This window comes from Streptomyces sp. 15-116A (assembly GCF_025290915.1).
GTDB lineage: Bacteria > Actinomycetota > Actinomycetes > Streptomycetales > Streptomycetaceae > Streptomyces.
Window position 1 is genome coordinate 52,246 of sequence record NZ_JAOCQE010000004.1, and the last position, 20,837, is coordinate 73,082.

Below are 20,837 nucleotides of genomic sequence, written 5' to 3' on the forward strand. Positions count from 1 at the left end.
CTAGCTTCTCCCTAGATAGAAAGCGCTTGCTGTCACGTTCACCAGTGGAACGTACGCGGCGCGCCAACCGCGTACGAAGGGAATGACGTGACACGCAAGACGGTGCGTATCGCCATGAACGGCGTGACCGGGCGCATGGGCTACCGCCAGCACCTCGTCCGCTCGATCCTCGCCCTGCGCGAACAGGGCGGCCTCGACCTCGGCGACGGCACGGTGCTGTGGCCCGAGCCGATCCTCGTCGGCCGCCGCGAGCACGCGCTGAGGGCGCTCGCCGAGCGGCACGGCCTGGAGCACATCTCGACGGACGTGGACGCGGTCCTCGCCGACCCGGCCGTCGACATCTACTTCGACGCCCAGGTCACCTCCGCACGCGAGGAGGCCCTGAAGAAGGCGATCGCCGCCGGCAAGCACATCTACACGGAGAAGCCCACCGCCACCGGCCTCGACGGCGCCCTGGAACTCGCCCGCCTCGCGAACGAGGCCGGCATCAAGCACGGCGTCGTCCAGGACAAGCTGTTCCTGCCGGGCCTGCTCAAGCTCAAGCGGCTCATCGACGGCGGCTTCTTCGGCCGGATCCTCTCCGTGCGCGGCGAGTTCGGCTACTGGGTCTTCGAGGGCGACTGGCAGGAGGCCCAGCGCCCCTCCTGGAACTACCGCGCGGAGGACGGCGGCGGCATCGTCGTCGACATGTTCCCGCACTGGGAGTACGTCCTGCACGAGCTGTTCGGCCGCGTGACCTCCGTCCAGGCCCTCACCGCCACCCACATCCCGCAGCGCTGGGACGAGAACGGCAAGCCCTACGACGCCACCGCCGACGACGCCGCCTACGGCATCTTCGAACTCGAAGGCGGCGCGATCGCCCAGATCAACTCCTCCTGGGCGGTCCGCGTCAACCGCGACGAACTCGTCGAGTTCCAGGTCGACGGCACCGAGGGCTCCGCGGTCGCGGGGCTCAGGAACTGCCGCGTCCAGCACAGGAGCGCCACACCCAAGCCCGTCTGGAACCCCGACATCCCCGCCACCGAGGTCTTCCGCGACCAGTGGCAGGAGGTCCCGGACAACCAGGAGTTCGACAACGGCTTCAAGGCCCAGTGGGAACTGTTCCTCAAGCACGTCCACACCGACGCCCCCTACCACTGGGACCTGCTGGCCGGCGCCCGTGGCGTCCAGCTCGCCGAGCTGGGCCTGAAGTCCTCCGCCGAGGGCCGCCGCCTCGACGTACCGGAGATCTCGCTGTGACCATCCGACTGCCCGACGCCCAGGGCCGCCTGCGCACCTACGAGCCGCGCACCGAGCCCCTGACCGTCCGCCCGGGAAGCGCTTTCACCTCCCGTACGGTCTTCTCGGCCGCGCACGTCGTCGCCGACCCGTACGCGGACGTCTCGCCCGACGCGCCCGCCGCCGTCGACTGGGACGCCACCCTCGCCTTCCGCCGCCACCTGTGGTCCCACGGCCTCGGGGTCGCCGAGGCCATGGACACCGCCCAGCGGGGCATGGGCCTGGACTGGGCGGGCGCGGCCGAGCTGATCCGCCGCAGCGCCGCCGAGGCGAAGGCGGTCGGCGGCCGTATCGCCTGCGGTGTGGGCACCGACCAGATCACCTCGGGGTCGCTCGCCGAGGTGCGCGCGGCCTACGAGGAGCAGCTGGCCGTCGTCGAGGAGTCCGGCGCCCAGGCGATCCTCATGGCCTCCAGGGCACTGGCCGCGACGGCGAAGGGCCCCGAGGACTACCTGGAGATCTACGGCCACCTCCTGCGCCAGTCCGCCGAACCGGTGATCCTGCACTGGCTGGGCCCCATGTTCGACCCGGCGCTGGAGGGCTACTGGGGCTCGACGGACCTCGACGCGGCCACCGACACCTTCCTGGAGGTGATCGCGGCCCACCCCGACAAGGTCGACGGCATCAAGGTCTCCCTCCTGGACGCCCAGCGCGAGATCGACCTGCGCCGCCGCCTCCCGCAGGGCGTGCGCTGCTACACCGGCGACGACTTCCACTACCCCGAGCTGATCGCGGGCGACGACCAGGGCTTCAGCCACGCGTTGCTGGGCATCTTCGACCCGCTGGGCCCGCTGGCGGCGGAGGCGGTAAGGGTCCTGGACACCGGGAACGTGGACGGCTTCCGGTCCCTGCTCGACCCCACCGTCGAACTCTCCCGCCACCTCTTCCAGACCCCGACCCGCTTCTACAAGACGGGCGTGGTCTTCCTGGCCTGGCTCGCGGGCCATCAGTCGCACTTCACCATGGTCGGCGGCCTGCAGTCGGCCCGCTCCCTGCCGCACTTCGCGCGCGCCTACGAGCTCGCCGACGGCCTCGGCCTGTTCCCTGACCCCAAGCTCGCCGAGGAACGGATGCGGACCCTGCTGCACCTGTACGGAGTGACGCCGTGACCGATCTCGCGCGGTTCAGCATCAACCAGATGACGGTCAAGCAGCTGTCCCTGCCGGACCTCGTCGACGCCTGCCGCGACCTGGGCGTCCCCGGCGTGGGCCTGTGGCGCGAACCGGTCCAGGCGTACGGCGTGGAGGCGGCGGCGAAGCTGGTCCGCGACGCGGGCCTGGCGGTGACGACGCTGTGCCGGGGCGGCTTCCTGACGGCGATCGACCCGGCGGAGCGGGCGGCGGCACTGGCGGACAACCGCCGTGCCGTGGACGAGGCGGCGACGCTCGGCACGGACGTCCTGGTCCTGGTCTCGGGCGGCCTCCCGGCCGGCTCGAAGGACCTGCGCGGCGCCCGCGAACGCATCGCGGACGCCCTCGCCGAGCTGGGCCCCTACGCCGAGCGGCACGGGGTGAAGCTGGCCATCGAGCCGCTGCACCCGATGTTCGCCTCGGACCGCTGCGTGGTCTCCACCCTGGCCCAGGCCCTCGACCTGGCCGAACGCTTCCCGGCACGGCAAGTCGGCGTGACCGTGGACACGTACCACATCTGGTGGGACGACACGGCCCCCGCGCAGATCGCCCGGGCGGGCGCGGAGGGCCGCATCCACACCTTCCAGCTCGCCGACTGGACGACCCCGCTCCCCGAGGGCGTCCTCAACGGCCGCGGCCAGATCGGCGACGGCGCGATCGACATGCGCGAGTGGCGGGGCCATGTGGAGGCGGCCGGGTACTCCGGGCCGATCGAGGTGGAGCTGTTCAACGAGACCCTCTGGGCGAGGGACGGCCGTGAGGTACTGGCGGAGACGACCCGGCGCTTCGTGGAGCACGCGCTGCAGTAGCTGTAGGAGCTGTAGTACACGCGGTGCCGAAGCCGCGGCACGATGCTCACCCGGTCGCTCTGCGGGCGGTGAGGCTGGCGTAGGCGATGTGGCCGAAGAAGGTGTGGTCGGAGACACGGCGGCGGGCCTCGGCCTTGAGCGCGTCGGCCAGGGCCTGACCGATCCGCCCGGCGGCCACCAGTGCCTCGGCACCGCGATCGGCGATGGTCAGCATGTAGCCAGGGTCCTCGATCTGGGCGAATCCGTGACTACGCAGGCGCCCATGCGTGAAGCCCGCTCCGTCCAGCAGCGCGGGCAGCCGCCTGACCAGCCACGGGTCGGTGATGTAGGCGGGGATGAACGCGTCCACGCAGGTCTGCAGCGGGTCGGTCGGCCCCGTGGCCAGGGTGATGGTGGAGTAGTCACCGTCGAAGACCGCCAGTCGGCCACCGGGGCGCAGCACCCGGTGCGCCTGAGCCAGCAGCGTCTGGGGTCCGGGCACGTGCGACAACACCCGGTGCAGCACGACGACATCGAAATCGGCTTCCGGCAGGGGGAGATCGCGGCCGTCAGCCTGGAGGAACGACAGATTCGAGCGGGTGGAGCTCAGGGAACGGGCCCTGTCGAGCAAGGCCGCAGAGGGGTCCGCCCCCACGACCTCGCGCACTCCGGGCAGGCCGGCCAGTACGCGGCTGATGGCGCCGGTGCCGCAGCCGATCTCCAGCACGCGCGCCCGAGCCTCGCCGCCCGTGGGAGCCTCCGCACCCTTGTCCAGGCCGAGATCGGACAGATAGTCCCGCAGCATGTCCAGATGCTGGGGGTCGGCCGCACTGATCTCCATCGCCTGTGCGACCTGGTCGAGAGTCGCCTCGTCGACCTCGTTGATCATGGCGTACACGTCCGGCATCAGCTCTTCGCACCTCCCGCTCTCCGGTCGGCTCAGAGGCGCCGCGTACGTTCTCTCCGCCCAGCCTGCACCGTCATCGGCAGGCGGGCACCTGCGGCAGGGCGACGGTAAGACTCTCGTCAGATGTGCACCCGACGAGGCACGTCGAAGGTGGATCTCTCACCGGCCGGAAAAATTCTTGGGGAAGGCGTGCAACCCTTCCACCACCTCGCCGGTCGTACTTGATGTCAGAACTTCTGGAGGGGGACCCGGGGGGGACTTGGGGGTTCTGACGGGGGAGGAAACCGAGGGGGCCCGGTCGACGGATCGGGCCCCCTCGAAGTTTGTCCGCCCACCTTCTTCACAGGGCCGTGAGGTCCGCCTCCGTCGGGAACGAGTCCTGGGCGCCCTCCTTGGTGACGGTCGCCGCGCCGACCCGCGCCGCGTACGCCGCAGCCTCCGCGAGGTCCTCGCCCGCGCCCAGCCGCCAGGCCAGCGCGGCGGTGAAGGCATCCCCGGCACCGGTGGTGTCCACGGCCCGCACCGGCACGGACGGCACCCGGGAGACACCCTCCTTGTCGGCCACCAGCGCGCCCTCGCCCCCCAGCGTCACGACCACCGACCGGGGCCCCTTGGCGACCAGCAGCGTCGCCCAGTCCTCGGCCCGATCGCTCACACACGCGTCGCCCAGAATCACCCGGGCCTCGTGCTCGTTGACGATCAGCGGATCGCAGGCGTCCAGCACCTCGCGGGGCAGCGGGCGCGGAGGAGACGGATTGAGTACGAAACGACTCCCCGGCGCCAGACTCCGCACCACCTCCACGACCGTCTCCAGCGGGATCTCGAGCTGGACGGACACCACCCGGGAGGCGTGGAACAGACTCCCGGCGGCCCGTACGTCCCCCGGGGTGAGCTGCCAGTTGGCGCCCGGCGAGACGACGATGCTGTTGTCCCCGGACGGGTCGACCGTGATCAGCGCGACCCCGGTCGGCGCCCCGCCCACCAGCACACCCACCGTGTCCACCCCGGCCGCCCGCAGCGAGTCCAGCAGCAGCCGCCCGTGCCCGTCGTCACCGACCCGGGCGAGGAGAGCGGTACGGGCGCCGAGGCGGGCGGCGGCAACGGCCTGGTTGGCCCCCTTGCCGCCGGGATGCACGGCGAGATCGGACCCCAGCACGGTCTCCCCGGCGCCCGGCCGCCGCTCCACACCGATCACCAGGTCGGCGTTGGCAGACCCCACGACGAGGAGGTCGTAGTCGTTCATGCGGTACCCCTTCGGCTGCGCGCCCACTGTCCACGGCGATCCTGCCCGCTCCCTCCCGCCACCGCTCCCACGTTCACCCGCAACGCCCTACGCCGCACCCAGCTGACACCACACGTACTTCCCCCGGCTTCCGTCTCTCGCCAACGGCTGCCACCCCCACACATCCGCGCAGGCCCGCACCAACGCAAGCCCCCGCCCCGCCTCCAGCTCCTCCGCGACCCGCTCCAACGGCACCGGCGGCTCCGGCGGTTCCGGGTCCGCGTCCCACGCCCCGATCCGCAAGGTCCCCGGCGGCTCCCACCGCACCCGTAGCGCGGCCGGCCCCTTGGTATGGCGTACGGCATTGGACACCAACTCCGCGGCCAGCAGCTCCGCCACGTCCACGAGGCCGATCAGTCCGTGCATCGTGAGGATCAGGCGGAGGGTACGGCGGCTCACGGTCACCGCGCGGAGGTCGTTGGGGATGGCGAGGGAGTACTCCCACGGTTGGTTTTCAGGCATGCGTCAACTCCGGTCGAGGCAAGGTGGGTTCAGCGAGGGCGCCGGTGTCATTGCCGCAGCCGTCATGGCAGGACGGAGCGGTGCGCTTCCGGTGCCCCGGTGTCGCACGGTGTGCGTCGCGTCACTGACGGTAGGGGTTAATCTTTCGGTTCAGCAAGCCCGATCGCGTAATGTGCCCCCGAACGTGTCGCGCCCGCTGGCGCGTTGGACAAGGAGCAGTCGATGACGACACGGCGCGAACCAACGGCACGTCAGCTGCGCCTGGCGGTCGAGCTGCGCAGGCTCCGTGAGGCGGCGGACCTCACCGCTCGCCAGGCGGCAGCGCTGCTGGGGGTGAATCCCGTCCAGATCAGCCACATCGAGTCCGGCCTCTCGGGCGTCAGCGAGGAGCGTCTGCGCCGGCTCGCATCTCACTACGCCTGTACGGACAGCGAGTTCATCGACGCCCTCGCTGCCATGGCCACCGACCGCACGCGGGGTTGGTGGGAGGAGTACCGGGGCCTGCTGCCCACGTCCTTTCTGGACCTCGCCGAACTGGAACACCACGCCACGTTCCTGCGCGAGGTGGCGATCCTCTACGTGCCGGGTCTGCTCCAGACCGAGGACTACGCCCGAGCCGTCTTCTCCGCGAGGGTGCCGGAACTCACCCCTGGCGAGCTGGAGTTGCGCCTGCGTCACCGACTGCGGCGCCAGCAGCTCACCGTCCCGTACGAGTTGCTGATCCATGAGGCGGCCCTGCGGATCAGAGTCGGCGACAAGGCCGCCGCCCGGGCTCAGCTCACCAAGCTCGTGGAGCTCTCCGAATCCGACAGCCTCACCCTGCGTGTCATCCCGTTCGACCTGGACGGCTTCGGCAGAGCCGCCAGCTCCATGACGTACGTCGGCGGTCCCATCCCCAAGCTGGACACCGTGGTGCGTGACGTGCCCACGGGCCTGGCCTTCATCGACTCCGAGGCACAACTCACCGCCTTTCGAACGCGCTTCCGTAAGGTGGGGGACGTAGCACTCGACCCCGAACGGTCACGTGACTTCATCAGTCGACTGGCGAAAGAGCTGTGAGGCACCCCATGGACAACTGGCGTAAGTCGTCCTACTCCGGCCCCGACGACGGGAACGCCTGCGTGGAGATCGCCACCTCCCCCACCCACATAGCCGTCCGCGACTCAAAGGCCCCCGCCCGGGCAACCCTGACCTTCCCGGCCAAGGTCTTCACCCCGTTCCTCGAAGCCCTCAAAACCCCCTGAACATAAACAGTCCCCGGTAGTGCTGCGCGTGTCCTGAAGCTTCAGTCGTCACTGTCGCCTCGGTGTCGCGCCGGCTTGCCGGGGGCCTGAACGGCATCCTGTCCACGTCACTCCGTCGACTAGACGTCCTTGCCGACTTTGCGACGCTTTCGGTGTTGTCGTCTATTGACTACTAGTACCCTCTCTGTGCCCTGAGTCAATAGGTTCTGCGCAGATTTTTCCGGTTTCTGCAGAAGCCCCCGCGCCGCCCATGTCCTTGCCGTACCGCCGGAACTCCGAGGTCTCCACGGTCCACGGGCCGAAGGGCACCGAGTCCCCGAAGATGTACGGCTCCTTCCGGGTGTAACGACCCTTGCAGGGGTCCGAGTGCACCTCGATCGTGCCGGTGCGCGGGTCGACGATCATGTAGAGCGGGATGCCCATGGCCGGATAGTCGGCGAGCTTCTCGTCGTAGTCGTTGCCCGGGTTGGACGGCGAGACGATCTCGACGGTGGCCAGCACCTGCGTCGCGTCGACGGCGAGCCCCTCCTCGTCGAGCACGGCCTCGGGAATGACGACGGCGTCCGGCAGGCGCATGCGGCCGATCGCCGGGTGCTCGATCTCCGGGCCGTTCGCGCAGATGTAGCCGGGGTGCGTGCGAAGAAGCTGTGCGTCCAGTTGGTTGCGGATGCGCCGTATCGTGCCCTCGTGCCGCTTCGGACGACACGTCATCGCCAGGACCGGACCGGACGGCCCGATCTCCACGCTCCACGCTCCTTCGAGCCGCTCGGCGTACGCACCGAGATCCGCGGCGATGGCGCGCATCCTTGCGTAGTCCACGGCGCAAGCGTACCGAGCGATCTCCCACTCGACCGCCCGCTGTCACAGCCCCCCGCTACCGTCGGATCATGACCGACCAGTCCGCAGCGGCCCCCGGCGCCGGGGAACGGCGACTCGCCACGCTCGAAGGCGTCCTCGAGCGCATCACCTACGCCAACGAGGAGAACGGCTACACCGTCGCCCGCGTCGACACCGGCAGAGGATCCGGGGATCTCCTCACCGTCGTGGGGGCGCTGCTCGGTGCGCAGGTGGGGGAGTCGCTGCGGATGGAGGGGCGCTGGGGGTCGCACCCCCAGTACGGCAAGCAGTTCCACGTCGAGAACTACACGACCGTCCTCCCGGCCACGGTCCAGGGCATCCGGCGTTATCTCGGCTCGGGCCTCGTCAAAGGCATCGGACCCGTCTTCGCCGACCGCATCACCCAGCACTTCGGCATGGACACCCTGAAGATCATCGAGGAGGAGCCCAAGCGGCTCATCGAGGTCCCCGGGCTCGGACCCAAGCGGACCAAGAAGATCGCCGACGCCTGGGAGGAGCAGAAGGCGATCAAGGAGGTCATGCTGTTCCTCCAGACCGTCGAGGTGTCCACGTCGATCGCCGTGCGGATCTACAAGAAGTACGGCGACGCCTCGATCTCGGTCGTGAAGAACCAGCCGTACCGTCTCGCCGCCGACGTCTGGGGCATCGGCTTCCTCACCGCCGACAAGATCGCCCAGTCCGTCGGCATCCCGCACGACAGCCCGGAGCGGGTCAAGGCCGGGCTGCAATACGCGCTCTCCCAGTCCACCGACCAGGGACACTGCTACTTGCCCGAGGAGAAGCTGATCGCCGACGCGGTCAAGCTCCTCCAGGTCGACACCGGGCTCGTCATCGAGTGCCTCGCCGAGCTGGCCGCCGAGCCCCCGGACGGAGAGGACCCCGGTGTCGTACGGGAGAAGGTCCCCGGCCCGGACGGCGGTGATCCCGTCACCGCGATCTACCTCGTCCCCTTCCACCGCGCCGAGCTGTCCCTCTCCTCTCAGCTCCTGCGCCTCCTGCGCACCGACGAGGACCGGATGCCGGCCTTCCGGGACGTCGCCTGGGACAAGGCCCTGACCTGGCTCAAGGGCCGTACCGGCGCCGACCTTGCCCCCGAGCAGGAGGCCGCCGTCAAGCTCGCCCTCACCGAGAAGGTCGCCGTCCTCACCGGCGGTCCCGGCTGCGGCAAGTCCTTCACCGTGCGCTCCATCGTTGAGCTGGCCCGCGCGAAGAAGGCGAAGGTCGTGCTCGCCGCCCCTACCGGCCGGGCCGCCAAGCGGCTCGCCGAGCTGACCGGCGCCGAGGCCTCCACCGTCCACCGCCTGCTGGAGCTGAAACCCGGGGGCGACGCCGCCTACGACCGGGACCGCCCGCTGGACGCCGACCTCGTGGTCGTCGACGAGGCATCCATGCTGGACCTCCTCCTCGCCAACAAGCTGGTCAAGGCGGTCCCGCCCGGCGCCCACCTCCTCTTCGTGGGTGACGTCGACCAGCTCCCCAGCGTCGGCGCCGGGGAGGTGCTCCGGGATCTCCTCGCCGACGGCAGCCCCGTCCCCGCCGTCCGCCTCACCCGTGTCTTCCGCCAGGCCCAGCAGTCCGGGGTCGTCACCAACGCGCACCGGATCAACGCCGGGCAGCACCCGGTCACCGACGGCATGAAGGACTTCTTCCTGTTCGTGGAGGACGACACCGAGGAGGCCGGGCGGCTGACGGTGGATGTCGCGGCGCGGCGCATCCCCGCCAAGTTCGGCCTCGACCCGCGCCGTGACGTGCAGGTTCTCGCGCCCATGCACCGGGGACCGGCCGGTGCGGGCACGCTCAACGGGCTGCTCCAGCAGGCCATCACCCCCGGCCGCCCGGACCTGCCCGAGAAGCGTTTCGGCGGCCGGGTCTTCCGCGTCGGCGACAAGGTCACCCAGATTCGCAACAATTACGAGAAGGGCAAGAACGGGGTCTTCAACGGCACCGTGGGTGTGGTCACCTCACTCGACCCGGTCGACCAGCGCCTGACGGTGCTGACGGACGAGGACGAGGAGGTGCCGTACGAGTTCGACGAACTCGACGAGCTGGCACACGCCTACGCGGTGACCATCCACCGCTCCCAGGGCAGCGAGTACCCGGCGGTCGTCATCCCGGTGACCACGGGCGCGTGGATGATGCTGCAGCGCAATCTGCTGTACACGGCGGTCACCCGGGCCAAGCGCCTGGTCGTCCTCGTCGGCTCCCGCAAGGCGATCGGGCAGGCGGTGCGCACGGTCTCGGCGGGCCGGCGCTGCACGGCGCTGGACTTCCGCCTCGCCGGTTCCGCTGCCGGATCCGCTTTCGGTTCCGCTTCCGGATCCGCCTCTCCGGGGCCCGCCCCGGGGCCGTGAGCTCCGCGACACAAAAAAATGATCGATCAAACGAGTCGCAAAGGTCACAGAGCACTTCCGGAAGGAGAACACAGGGGGCAGGATGGGCAAGTTGGCGGCACTCAGTGCCGCCGATAGGCCCGATGGTCGACCCCGAGTGCACTCTCCTGAGCCAAGTGGGGGATGGTAGAGACAGTCAGGGCACCTCGAAGATGAGGCACTACGTCGGTGAGGGAAGACGTGAGCGACAACTCTGTAGTACTGCGGTACGGCGACGGTGAGTACACCTACCCGGTGATCGACAGCACCGTCGGTGACAAGGGCTTCGACATCGGGAAGCTCCGAGCCCAGACCGGTCTGGTGACGCTGGACAGCGGCTACGGCAACACCGCCGCCTATAAATCCGCCATCACCTACCTGGACGGCGAGGCGGGGATCCTCCGGTACCGCGGCTACCCGATCGAGCAGCTGGCCGAGCGCTCCACCTTCCTGGAGGTCGCCTACCTGCTGATCAACGGCGAGCTGCCGACCGTCGACGAGCTCTCGACGTTCAAGAACGACATCACGCAGCACACCCTGCTGCACGAGGACGTCAAGAACTTCTACAAGGGCTTCCCGCGCGACGCCCACCCGATGGCCATGCTGTCGTCGGTCGTCTCGGCGCTGTCCACCTTCTACCAGGACAGCCACAACCCGTTCGACGAGACGCAGCGCAACCTCTCCACGATCCGGCTGCTCGCCAAGCTCCCGACGATCGCCGCCTACGCGTACAAGAAGTCGATCGGCCACCCGTTCGTCTACCCGCGCAACGACCTGGGCTACGTCGAGAACTTCCTGCGCATGACCTTCTCGGTCCCCGCCCAGGAGTACGAGCTCGACCCGATCGTGGTCTCCGCGCTCGACAAGCTGCTGATCCTGCACGCGGACCACGAGCAGAACTGCTCGACCTCCACGGTCCGCCTCGTCGGCTCCTCGCAGGCGAACATGTTCGCCTCGATCTCCGCCGGCATCAACGCCCTGTGGGGCCCGCTGCACGGCGGCGCCAACCAGTCCGTGCTGGAGATGCTGGAGGGCATCCGCGACTCCGGCGGCGATGTCGACTCCTTCATCCGCAAGGTGAAGAACAAGGAGGACGGCGTCCGCCTGATGGGCTTCGGCCACCGGGTCTACAAGAACTTCGACCCGCGCGCCAAGATCATCAAGGCCGCCGCGCACGACGTCCTGTCCGCCCTCGGCAAGTCCGACGAGCTGCTGGACATCGCGCTGAAGCTGGAGGAGCACGCGCTCTCCGACGACTACTTCGTCTCGCGCAGCCTCTACCCGAACGTCGACTTCTACACCGGTCTGATCTACCGGGCCATGGGCTTCCCGACCGAGATGTTCACGGTGCTGTTCGCCCTCGGCCGGCTGCCGGGCTGGATCGCCCAGTGGCACGAGATGATCAAGGAGCCGGGGTCGCGCATCGGGCGTCCGCGCCAGATCTACACGGGTGTCGTCGAGCGGGACTTCGTGCCGGTCGAGCAGCGCTGACACCTGCCGGTGGGGGCGCCGTTCGCCTGATGGGTTGCCACTCGAGGGGTGTGGGCGGCTGCGGGCCGGCTGTGGCTGGTCGCGCAGTTCCCCGCGCCCCTTTGGGGCGCTTGTACAACCGCATAAAGAAGAAGGCGCCCTGATCGCCAGTCCCCCCACGGGCCGACGTCCAGGGCGCCTTCCCATGTCCCGGTGCGGATTCCCCCCACGGGATCCGGCCGGGCGTCTGTGAGGACAGCGCCTGAATCGCTGCGGTCTGCCGGGACAGCACACGGGTCGGGAGGGCCGCTCAAAGCTCCCCGGTGTGTACGTGCCCCGGCAACGCAATCTCTGGGAAAGTCCCCCAAGACAATCCCAGATGCCAGGGAGCGCCCCCCAAGACGCTGCCTGACATCGCCAACTTAGACCTTCGAACCCCTTCGATGGTTACGTTCACATCACTGTGATCTGCGTCTCTTGCATCTGTCCCTTTGATACGCAAGAGGCCGCATACCGTTGGCGGGACTCAAGCGTAAGGATGATGCGCGAGCCTTGTGAAGAGCTTATGTGAGTGTCCTACCGGACTCCAGGCCTACTCACCGGTTGAGTTCTCAATGAAATGTGCGCAGGCGCAGGCTGTTCGTCACCACGAACACCGAGGAGAAGGCCATCGCCGCCCCGGCGATCATCGGGTTCAGCAGTCCGGCCGCCGCGAGGGGCAGCGCGGCCACGTTGTATCCGAACGCCCACACCAGATTGCCCTTGATCGTGGCGAGTGTCCTGCGGGACAGCCGGATCGCGTCCGCCGCCACCCGCAGATCCCCGCGCACCAGCGTCAGATCGCCCGCCTCGATCGCCGCGTCGGTGCCCGTGCCCATCGCCAGCCCCAGATCGGCGGTGGCGAGCGCCGCCGCGTCGTTGACGCCGTCGCCGACCATGGCGACCGTACGGCCCTCGGCCTGGAGCCGTCGTACGGCTGCGACCTTGTCCTCGGGCAGCACCTCGGCGATCACCTCGTCGATGCCCACAGCGCGGGCCACCGCTTCGGCCACCGTCCGGTTGTCGCCGGTCAGCAGCACCGGTGTGAGGCCCAGGCCGCGCAGCTCGCGCACAGCCTCGGCGCTGGTCTCCTTGACCGCGTCCGCGACGGCGAGCACCCCGCGTGCCGCTCCGTCCCAGGCCACCACGACGGCCGTACGACCGTCCCGTTCGGCCTTCTCTCGGAGCCGGGCCAATTCGGGCGGCAGCTCCTCGTGCAGGCGCCCCACGGTCACCTCATGGCCGTCCACCCGGCCGCGTACGCCCCGGCCGGGGACGTTCTCGAACTGCTCGGTCGGCGGCAGCGCGCCCAGGCGCTCCTCGGCGCCCGCGGCGATCGCCCGCGCGACGGGATGCTCGGAAGCGTGTTCCAGGGCGCCCGCGAGCCGCAGCACCTCGCTCTCGTCGGTGCCCTCGGCGGCGTACACGTCCTGGAGGGTCATCCGGCCGGTGGTGACGGTGCCGGTCTTGTCGAGGACGATCGTGTCGATGCGGCGGGTGCTCTCCAGCACCTCCGGGCCCTTGATGAGGATGCCGAGCTGGGCGCCGCGCCCGGTGCCGACCATCAGCGCGGTCGGCGTGGCGAGGCCGAGAGCGCACGGGCAGGCGATGATCAGGACGGCGACGGCGGCGGTGAACGCGGCCACGGTGTCATCGGTCGAGCCGAGCCACAGCCCGAAGGTGCCGGCCGCGATCAGCAGCACCACGGGCACGAAGACCCCGGCGATCCGGTCGGCCAGGCGCTGCACCTCGGCCTTGCCGTTCTGCGCCTCCTCCACCAGCCGGGCCATCCGGGCGAGCTGGGTGTCGGCGCCCACGCGCGTGGCCTCGACGACCAGGCGGCCGCCCGCGTTGACCGTGGCGCCGGTGACGCTGTCGCCGACGGTGACGTCCACCGGGACCGACTCGCCGGTCAGCATGGAGGCGTCGACGGCCGAGGAACCCTCGACCACCGTGCCGTCGGTGGCGATCTTCTCCCCGGGCCGGACGACGAACCGGTCGCCCACGGCGAGCCGCTCCGCCGGTATCCGCACCTCGCGTCCGTCGCGCAGGACGGCCACGTCCTTGGCGCCCAGCTCCATCAGCGCCCGCAGGGCCGCTCCCGCGCGGCGCTTGGAGCGCGCCTCCAGATAGCGGCCGAGCAGGATGAACGCGGTGACACCGGCGGCGACCTCCAGATAGATCGTGGAGGCGCCGTCGGTGCGCGAGACCGTCAGCTCGAAGGGGTGCCGCATGCCGGGCATGCCCGCGTCCCCGAGGAAGAGCGCCCACAGCGACCAGCCGAACGCGGCGAGCGTGCCGACCGAGACCAGCGTGTCCATGGTGGCCGCGCCGTGCCGGAGGTTGGTCCAGGCGGCCCGGTGGAAGGGCAGCGCACCCCAGACGACGACGGGCGCGGCGAGGGTCAGCGAGAGCCACTGCCAGTTGTCGAACTGGAGGGCGGGCACCATGGCCAGCAGGACGACGGGCAGGGCGAGCAGCACGGAGACCTGCAGGCGCCGGCGCAGGGCGGTGAGCTCGGGATCTTCTTCCGGTGCCTGAGCCTCCTCCCGCGGAGGCGCGGGCTCCTCGGCGGTGTAGCCGGTCTTCACCACGGTGGCGATCAGATCGGCCACCTCGATCCCCGCCGGATACGTGATCCGCGCCTTCTCGGTCGCGTAGTTCACCGTGGCCGAGACGCCGTCCATCCGATTGAGCTTCTTCTCGACCCGCGCGGCACAGGAGGCACAGGTCATCCCGCCGATCAGCAGCTCGACTTCGGACACGCCCGCCTGCTGCGGGACGGCGGCGGTGGTGCTGCTCATATCCAAACTCCAGTGCGATACAAACGCCGGGTCAGGTGCGCGACCTCAGGGGCGCGGGGCTGTGTCGATTTGCGGCTTCCGCCGCGTGGGCGCGACAAGCCACAACGCCCCCGCACCCGCCGGACGGCACAGGCCCCCGAGCTCTTAGGCGAGCCCAACCAGCTCGAACCCGGCCTCGTCCACAGCCGCACGCACCGCCGCCTCATCCAGCGGCGCCGCGGAAACCACGGTCACCTCACCACTGGACGCAACAGCCTTCACAGAGCTGACGCCGGGAATCTCGGAGATCTCTCCGGAAACGGCACCCTCGCAGTGCCCACAGCTCATCCCGCTCACCTTGTAGACAGCGGTGACAGAACCCTGGGTGTCGGTCTGGGCGGTCATGTCGTTACTCCTCGTCGAGGCGTATGGGGTCGACGGGGCCCACGGGGGCCCACACCACCCAGACTATACCCCTAGGGGGTATTAGTCCACGACCAGCGGATCGAGGTACCGGATGAGGACGTTCTTCAGCTCCTGTATGTACGCCTCGCGCTCCGCCCCCTCATGGGTGAGGACCAGTTCCAGCCCGGCCTTGTAGATCCCCACGCACACCTGGGCGGTGCGCCGGACGTCCGCTTCGGGGGTGTCCGTCAGGAACGGGCTCAGCAGCGCCTCGACCCTGCTGATCAGCGTGGCGTGCAGGGCGTCGTGCTCCTCGGCCATGCGGCCGGGGACGTCGGAGCCGTGCATCAGCGTGAAGAAGACGGGGTGGCGGCAGTTGAAGTCGATGAACCGGTCCACGGCCGCCCCGATCGCCTCCTCAAGGGGTGTGGCGGGATCGATCGGGGCGAGGGCCTCGCCGTACGTCTGGCGCATCTCGTGCATGAGGCGCTCGCCCAGCTCGATGGCGATCGCTTCCTTGTTCGGGAAGAACTGGTACAGCGTGCCCGGCGACACGCCGGCCTCGCGGGCGATGGCGTTGGTGCTGGCGGCCGTGTAACCGGTCGTGCAGAAGACGGACGCCGCCGCTTCGAGCAGCTGGGCGATGCGCCGCTCGCCGCGGGCCTGGCGGCGGCGCGGCTGCTCGTTCCCTGGTTTCTCGGTCTTGGCGGGCACGTGGTTGTCCCCAGTTCTCGATCAGTGATTGACAAACGCGAGCGGTCACTCGCATTCTGGTGAAACGCGAGCGATCTCTCGTGTTTGCCAGTCTATGGCTCTGTCATGGCGTCGGCTCTGTCACGGCGTCACAGCGTGAACTTCATGGTGAAGGGGACAGCGCAGGATGACCAAAGTCAACAAGCCGCCGAAGATCGGGGGCTGGACGCGGCTCGTCACCGCCAGGCCCCGCCTGTCGCTGCTCGCCGCCCTCGTCCTCACCGTGCTCGCCGTGCTGGCCGGCAGCGGAGTCGCCGACCGCATGGGCAGCGGCGGCTGGGAGGACCCGGACACCGAGTCCACCTACGCGACCAAGGCCCTGGAACGCGAGTTCCCCGCTTCCCAGCCCAACTTCCTGCTGCTCGTGGACGCGGGCGACGCCTCGGTCGACGACCCGGCCGTCGCCGCCGAGGCGAAGCGGCTCACCGAGCGGCTGGCGAGAGAGGAGGGAGTGACCGGCGTCGGCTCCTACTGGGGGACCGGCTCGCCCGCCCTGCGTGCCGAGGACGGTCACGAGGCGCTGATCGCCGCCCGCATCACGGGCGACGAGACGACGATGAACGAGACCCTGGACCGCATCGCGCCCTCCTACCGGGGCGAACGCGGCGCGGTCGACGTCAAGATCGGCGGCCCGGTCGCCGTGCGGCACGAGATGCAGACGATCATCCAGGAGGACCTACTGAGGGCCGAGATGATCGCCCTGCCGGTGACCCTGGTCCTGCTGGTGATGGTCTTCGGCAGCGCGGTCGCGGCCCTGCTGCCCCTCGGCATCGGCATCGTCGCCATCCTGGGCACCAACGCCGTCCTGCGCGGACTCACCGAGTTCACCGATGTGTCGGTCTTCGCGATGAACCTCACCACGGCACTCGGACTCGGCCTCGCCATCGACTACGCCCTGTTCATCGTCCGGCGCTTCCGGGAGGAACTGTCCACGGGCGCCGACCCGTTGACCGCCGTGGGCGCCACGCTGCGCACGGCCGGACGGACCGTGCTGTTCTCCGCGCTCACGGTCGCCGTCTCCCTCGCCGCGATGCTGCTCTTCCCGCAGTACTTCCTGCGGTCCTTCGCCTACGCCGGGATAGCGGTGGTGCTGCTGGCCGCCGCGGCCGCGCTGATCCTGCTCCCCGCCGCTCTGGTGCTCCTCGGCCACCGGGTCAACTCGCTCGATCTCCGGCGTCTGTTCCGGCGCGGGCGCCCGGAGCGGGCCACTGAGGGGGCCGCCGCCGTGGAGGAGGGCGCCGCCTGGGGCCGTACCGCCCGGCTGGTGATGCGCCGCGCCCCCTTCTTCGCCTTGGGCACGACCGCCGTGCTGGTGCTGCTCGGGCTGCCCTTCCTCGGCGTGAAGTTCGGCACCGCCGACGACCGCCAGCTGCCCTCCAGTGCCGAGTCGCACATAGTGCAGCAGCACATCCGTGACGGGTTCCCCGGCAGCCCCGGCGGTGGCTTGGAGGTCCTCGCCGAGGGCCGCGCGACCGAGGCGCAGTACGCCGCCTACAAGGAGCGCATCGCCGGTCTGCCCGATGTCGTACGGGTGGAGGGGCCGCTGGTGAAGGACGACTCGGCCTACTTCACGGTGCTGCCCGAGGGGGAGTCCGTGGACGATCCGGCCCAGCGGCTGGTGGGCGAACTGCGGGCGGTGGAGGCCCCGTTCGACACCCAGGTGACGGGCGCGGCGGCCGTCCTGGTCGACTCCAAGGACGCCATCGCGGAGCAACTCCCCCTCGCGGCCGTCTTCATCGTCCTGGTCACCCTGCTGCTGGTCTTCCTGCTCACCCGCAGCGTGCTGATCCCCGTGCAGGCGGTGGTGCTCAACGCGCTCAGTCTGACCGCGATGTTCGGAGCGGTGGTGTGGGTCTTCCAGGACGGCCATCTCTCCGGCCTGCTCGGCTTCACCAGCCCCGGCTCCATCGAGACGACCCTGCCGGTGCTGATGTTCTGCGTGGCCTTCGGGCTCTCCATGGACTACGGCGTGTTCCTGCTCTCCCGCATCAAGGAGGAGTACGAGAAGACCGGCGACCACGACCAGGCCGTCCGGCACGGTCTGCAGCGCACCGGCGGACTGATCACCGCGGCGGCGGTCATCCTTGCGGTGGTCATGGTCGCCATCGGCACCTCGCGCGTGACCAACACCAAGATGCTGGGCCTGGGCATCGCGCTGGCCGTGCTCATGGACGCGATGATCGTCCGCAGCCTCCTGGTCCCGTCGGTCATGCGGCTCACGGGCCGGGCCACCTGGTGGGCGCCGGGGCCGCTGCGGCGGTTCCACGAGCGGTTCGGGCTGAGCGAAGGGGAGTCGAGACCGGAGGCGCCCGCCGCCGAGGGCGCCGGGCAAGGGGCCGAGGCGGTGGACGCGGCCCGCGACAAGGTGGAGAGCCGTAGCTGACGTTCCGTGGACGGCGCGGCGGCTGTGTCCCACCGGTGGGACACAGCCGCCGTCAGACGTCAGGTCATCGTCGTCCGGCTCCGCTCATCCCTCTCTCCGCCCCCGGTTCCCCGGCCGCGACGCCACCCACGCCCGGACGGTGTCCGCGTACCAATAGGGCTTGCCCCCTTCCACATGATCGGGCGGCGGCAGCAGGCCGTGCTTGCGGTAGGAGCGCACGGTGTCCGGCTGCACCTTGATGTGCGCCGCGATGTCCTTGTAGGACCACAGCCTTCGGTCGGTCATGCGTCGTACCTCCCCGCGCGCACCACGGCGGCGGCCGGGGGCGGCCGTCAGGGGGAGCCGGGTGCTGCGCTGGCGATCACCAAGCGTTGTGCCCGGTGAACGACCTCCGCCGGGAGCGGGGCAGGGGCTGTGCGGCGGGTGTGACACAAGTCCCGCGTACGTGCGACATGTGTGACACGGACGGGGTGTTTGTGACAGGGGCGACGAGAACTGGTCCGTATGTCCGGACAAAACATTGACAGCGCTTCGCTCCCCGGCTAGAAACCGAGGGAGGGCCGTACGCACGGGACGCGCGCCCAGGCACCGATCACCTCCGGCGTGGGAGGCCGCTTTGCTTTGGCAGGAGCGAAGTGCGAGCGACGACTCCCCGCCCGCTTCGGCCCCGCGCCGGAGGTCTCCCGACCGGCCCGTACCGGGCGAACGCGGCGGGCCGCCCGCGCGTATACCCCGGCGCGGTTCCGCTTCCACCCGGCCCAGGCCGACAGCACAGGGGGTTACCCGATGACGGCGCACACCTCGACCACGCGGCTCACCGTCGCCCAGGCACTCGTCCGCTTCCTCGCCGCCCAGTACACGGAGCGGGACGGCGTGCGCCGCAGGCTGATCGGCGCGACCTGGGGCATCTTCGGGCACGGCAACGTCGCCGGGATCGGCCAGGCGCTCGTCGAGTACGCCGACGTGATGCCGTATCACCAGGGACGCAACGAGCAGGCCATGGTGCACGCGGCGGTCGGATACGCCCGCCAGTCGAACCGGCTGTCCACCCACGCCGTCACCACCTCCATCGGCCCGGGTGCCACCAATCTCGTCACCGGTGCCGCGCTCGCCACGATCAACCACGTCCCGGTGCTGCTCCTCCCCGGCGACGTCTTCGCCGCCCGCCCCGCCGACCCGGTGCTCCAGCAGCTCGAAGTGCCCTACGCGGGTGATGTGTCGGTCAACGACTGTCTGCGCCCGGTGTCGAGGTACTTCGACCGGATCACCCGCCCCGAGGCGCTGATCCCGGCCGCGCTGAACGCGATGCGGGTGCTCACCGACCCGGTGGAGACGGGCGCCGTCACGCTCGCGCTGCCGCAGGACGTGCAGGCGGAGGCGTACGACTGGCCGGAGGAGTTCTTCGCCGAGCGCACCTGGGCCGTGCGCCGCCCGGGCGCCGACCCGGCGGAACTCGCCGAGGCCGTCACCGCGATCCGGGCCGCCCGCCGCCCCCTGCTGATCGCCGGCGGGGGAGTGCACCACAGCCGCGCGGAAGAAGCCCTCGCCGAGTTCGCCTCGGCCACCGGCATCCCGGTCGCCTCCACCCAGGCCGGCAAGGGATCCCTGCGCTTCGACCACCCCCAGGACGTCGGCGGCATCGGCCACACGGGCACGGCCACCGCCTGCGAACTCGCCCGCACCGCCGACCTGGTGATCGGCGTCGGCACCCGCTACACCGACTTCACCACCGCCTCCGGCACCCTCTTCCAGCACCCGGGCGTCCGCTTCCTCAACCTCAATATCGCCCCCTTCGACGGCCACAAGCTCGCCGGGACCCCGCTGATCGCGGACGCCCGCAGCGGCCTCGCGGAGCTGACCGAGGCGCTGGCGATGCATGGTCACCGGGTCGACGCCGCCTACGCGGCCGAGTACACGGAGGACAAGGAGCGCTGGGAGCAGCGCGTCGACGCCTGCTACGAGGCCGACGAGCCGGACGTCCGGCCCACCCAGCCGCAGGTGCTCGGCGTCCTCGACACGCTTGTGGACGAGACGGACATCGTCATCAACGCGGCCGGTTCCCTCCCCGGCGACCTGCACAAGCTGTGGCGCGCCCGCTCCCGCGACCAGTACCACCTGGAGTACGGCTACTCCTGCATGGGCTACGAGATCCCCGCGGCCGTCGGGGTGAAGCTCGCGGCGCCCGAGCGGCCGGTGTGGGCGCTGGTCGGCGACGGCACGTATCTGATGATGCCCACCGAGATCGTGACCGCCGTGCAGGAGGGCATCGCGATCAAGGTCGTGATCCTGCAGAACCACGGGTACGCGTCCATCGGCGGCCTGTCCGAGTCGGTCGGCGCCGAGCGGTTCGGCACGGCGTACCGCTTTCCTTCCGACGACGGCACCTACACCGGGCCGCCGCTGCCGGTGGATCTCGCCGCCAACGCTGCCAGCCTCGGGATGCGGGTGCTGCGCGCGCGGACCGTCGCCGGGCTGCGGGACGCGCTCGCCGAGGCGCGGGCCGCCGACACTCCCACATGTGTCTACGTGGAGACCAAAACGACCGACACTGTGTCGGGCGCGCCTCCCGCGCAGGCCTGGTGGGATGTACCTGTGGCCGAGACCGCGACACGCCCGTCCGCGGTCAAGGCACGTGAGCTGTACGAACGGCACGTCTCCACCCGACGCCGCCATCTGTGAAGGAGTT

At 70.1% G+C, this 20,837-nt stretch carries 17 protein-coding genes; 9 read left to right on the forward strand and 8 right to left on the reverse strand.

Annotated features, from left to right (window positions below):
• The first annotated feature begins 87 nt into the window (after positions 1-87).
• From N4P33_RS01620 to N4P33_RS01630, 3 genes are read left to right on the forward strand one after another with little or no spacing between them, the layout of a single operon-like run.
• Complete coding sequence (locus tag N4P33_RS01620) at positions 88-1,239, forward strand: Gfo/Idh/MocA family protein (protein ID WP_260824349.1); 1,152 nt, start codon at positions 88-90, stop codon at positions 1,237-1,239.
• Positions 1,236-2,387 carry a dihydrodipicolinate synthase family protein gene (locus N4P33_RS01625; protein ID WP_260824350.1) on the forward strand — a complete coding sequence of 384 codons (1,152 nt, stop codon included), beginning with the start codon at positions 1,236-1,238 and terminating at the stop codon, positions 2,385-2,387. The genes N4P33_RS01620 and N4P33_RS01625 overlap by 4 nt, the downstream gene beginning before the upstream one ends.
• Complete coding sequence (locus N4P33_RS01630; RefSeq protein ID WP_260824351.1) at positions 2,384-3,217, forward strand: sugar phosphate isomerase/epimerase; 834 nt, start codon at positions 2,384-2,386, stop codon at positions 3,215-3,217. Before N4P33_RS01625 ends, N4P33_RS01630 begins: the two co-directional genes overlap by 4 nt.
• A gap of 46 nt (positions 3,218-3,263) precedes the next feature.
• On the opposite strand, the gene N4P33_RS01635 is transcribed toward N4P33_RS01630, so the two are convergent.
• The 3 genes from N4P33_RS01635 to N4P33_RS01645 form a co-directional block, all read right to left on the reverse strand.
• Positions 3,264-4,103 (reverse strand): methyltransferase domain-containing protein, encoded by an 840-nt coding sequence (locus tag N4P33_RS01635; protein WP_260824352.1) that lies wholly within the window; start codon positions 4,101-4,103, stop codon positions 3,264-3,266.
• A gap of 340 nt (positions 4,104-4,443) precedes the next feature.
• On the reverse strand, positions 4,444-5,346 hold the full coding sequence (locus N4P33_RS01640) for a ribokinase (protein WP_260824353.1): 903 nt from the start codon (positions 5,344-5,346) through the stop codon (positions 4,444-4,446).
• A gap of 87 nt (positions 5,347-5,433) precedes the next feature.
• Entirely contained in the window at positions 5,434-5,847 is a 414-nt protein-coding gene (locus N4P33_RS01645) for an ATP-binding protein (RefSeq protein ID WP_260824354.1), read from the reverse strand.
• A 222-nt stretch (positions 5,848-6,069) separates the two neighbouring features.
• On the opposite strand from N4P33_RS01645, the gene N4P33_RS01650 reads away from it, so the two are divergent.
• Both N4P33_RS01650 and N4P33_RS01655 read left to right on the forward strand, forming a co-directional pair.
• On the forward strand, positions 6,070-6,906 hold the full coding sequence (locus N4P33_RS01650; RefSeq protein WP_260824355.1) for a helix-turn-helix transcriptional regulator: 837 nt from the start codon (positions 6,070-6,072) through the stop codon (positions 6,904-6,906).
• Positions 6,907-6,914: 8 nt separating this feature from the next.
• Positions 6,915-7,091 (forward strand): DUF397 domain-containing protein, encoded by a 177-nt coding sequence (locus tag N4P33_RS01655; RefSeq protein ID WP_260824356.1) that lies wholly within the window; start codon positions 6,915-6,917, stop codon positions 7,089-7,091.
• A 162-nt stretch (positions 7,092-7,253) separates the two neighbouring features.
• Here the strand turns inward: N4P33_RS01655 and N4P33_RS01660 are convergent, their stop codons facing one another.
• The gene (locus N4P33_RS01660; RefSeq protein ID WP_260824357.1) at positions 7,254-7,910 is read right to left on the reverse strand and encodes a Uma2 family endonuclease; all 657 of its coding nucleotides are present in this window, start codon (positions 7,908-7,910) and stop codon (positions 7,254-7,256) included.
• A 68-nt stretch (positions 7,911-7,978) separates the two neighbouring features.
• Between N4P33_RS01660 and N4P33_RS01665 the strand changes: the two genes are divergently transcribed.
• Together N4P33_RS01665 and N4P33_RS01670 are read left to right on the forward strand one after the other, a co-directional pair.
• Positions 7,979-10,300 (forward strand): ATP-dependent RecD-like DNA helicase, encoded by a 2,322-nt coding sequence (locus N4P33_RS01665; protein WP_260824358.1) that lies wholly within the window; start codon positions 7,979-7,981, stop codon positions 10,298-10,300.
• 219 nt (positions 10,301-10,519) lie between these two features.
• The gene (locus N4P33_RS01670; protein WP_260824359.1) at positions 10,520-11,809 is read left to right on the forward strand and encodes a citrate synthase; all 1,290 of its coding nucleotides are present in this window, start codon (positions 10,520-10,522) and stop codon (positions 11,807-11,809) included.
• 590 nt (positions 11,810-12,399) lie between these two features.
• On the opposite strand, the gene N4P33_RS01675 is transcribed toward N4P33_RS01670, so the two are convergent.
• The 3 genes from N4P33_RS01675 to N4P33_RS01685 form a co-directional block, all read right to left on the reverse strand.
• On the reverse strand, positions 12,400-14,631 hold the full coding sequence (locus tag N4P33_RS01675) for a cation-translocating P-type ATPase (protein ID WP_260824360.1): 2,232 nt from the start codon (positions 14,629-14,631) through the stop codon (positions 12,400-12,402).
• A gap of 144 nt (positions 14,632-14,775) precedes the next feature.
• Positions 14,776-15,015, reverse strand: coding sequence for a heavy-metal-associated domain-containing protein (locus N4P33_RS01680; RefSeq protein ID WP_260824361.1), 240 nt, complete (start codon positions 15,013-15,015; stop codon positions 14,776-14,778).
• Positions 15,016-15,096: 81 nt separating this feature from the next.
• Positions 15,097-15,729 carry a TetR/AcrR family transcriptional regulator gene (locus N4P33_RS01685; protein ID WP_260824362.1) on the reverse strand — a complete coding sequence of 211 codons (633 nt, stop codon included), beginning with the start codon at positions 15,727-15,729 and terminating at the stop codon, positions 15,097-15,099.
• Between the two features lie 166 nt (positions 15,730-15,895).
• Between N4P33_RS01685 and N4P33_RS01690 the strand changes: the two genes are divergently transcribed.
• Entirely contained in the window at positions 15,896-18,151 is a 2,256-nt protein-coding gene (locus tag N4P33_RS01690; protein WP_260824363.1) for an MMPL family transporter, read from the forward strand.
• Between the two features lie 84 nt (positions 18,152-18,235).
• Here the strand turns inward: N4P33_RS01690 and N4P33_RS01695 are convergent, their stop codons facing one another.
• Positions 18,236-18,436, reverse strand: coding sequence for an AlpA family transcriptional regulator (locus N4P33_RS01695; protein WP_260824364.1), 201 nt, complete (start codon positions 18,434-18,436; stop codon positions 18,236-18,238).
• Positions 18,437-18,937: 501 nt separating this feature from the next.
• Between N4P33_RS01695 and iolD the strand changes: the two genes are divergently transcribed.
• Entirely contained in the window at positions 18,938-20,830 is a 1,893-nt protein-coding gene (gene iolD, locus N4P33_RS01700) for a 3D-(3,5/4)-trihydroxycyclohexane-1,2-dione acylhydrolase (decyclizing) (protein ID WP_260824365.1), read from the forward strand.
• The last annotated feature ends 7 nt before the right edge of the window (positions 20,831-20,837 follow it).

Coding starts and splice junctions, on each gene's coding strand:
- N4P33_RS01635 (WP_260824352.1), bottom strand. CDS start 4,103: ATGCCGGACGTGTACGCCATGATCAACGAGGTCGACGAGGCGACTCTC.
- N4P33_RS01640 (WP_260824353.1), bottom strand. CDS start 5,346: ATGAACGACTACGACCTCCTCGTCGTGGGGTCTGCCAACGCCGACCTG.
- N4P33_RS01645 (WP_260824354.1), bottom strand. CDS start 5,847: ATGCCTGAAAACCAACCGTGGGAGTACTCCCTCGCCATCCCCAACGAC.
- N4P33_RS01650 (WP_260824355.1), top strand. CDS start 6,070: ATGACGACACGGCGCGAACCAACGGCACGTCAGCTGCGCCTGGCGGTC.
- N4P33_RS01655 (WP_260824356.1), top strand. CDS start 6,915: ATGGACAACTGGCGTAAGTCGTCCTACTCCGGCCCCGACGACGGGAAC.
- N4P33_RS01665 (WP_260824358.1), top strand. CDS start 7,979: ATGACCGACCAGTCCGCAGCGGCCCCCGGCGCCGGGGAACGGCGACTC.
- N4P33_RS01675 (WP_260824360.1), bottom strand. CDS start 14,631: ATGAGCAGCACCACCGCCGCCGTCCCGCAGCAGGCGGGCGTGTCCGAA.
- N4P33_RS01680 (WP_260824361.1), bottom strand. CDS start 15,015: ATGACCGCCCAGACCGACACCCAGGGTTCTGTCACCGCTGTCTACAAG.
- N4P33_RS01690 (WP_260824363.1), top strand. CDS start 15,896: ATGACCAAAGTCAACAAGCCGCCGAAGATCGGGGGCTGGACGCGGCTC.
- N4P33_RS01695 (WP_260824364.1), bottom strand. CDS start 18,436: ATGACCGACCGAAGGCTGTGGTCCTACAAGGACATCGCGGCGCACATC.
- iolD (WP_260824365.1), top strand. CDS start 18,938: ATGACGGCGCACACCTCGACCACGCGGCTCACCGTCGCCCAGGCACTC.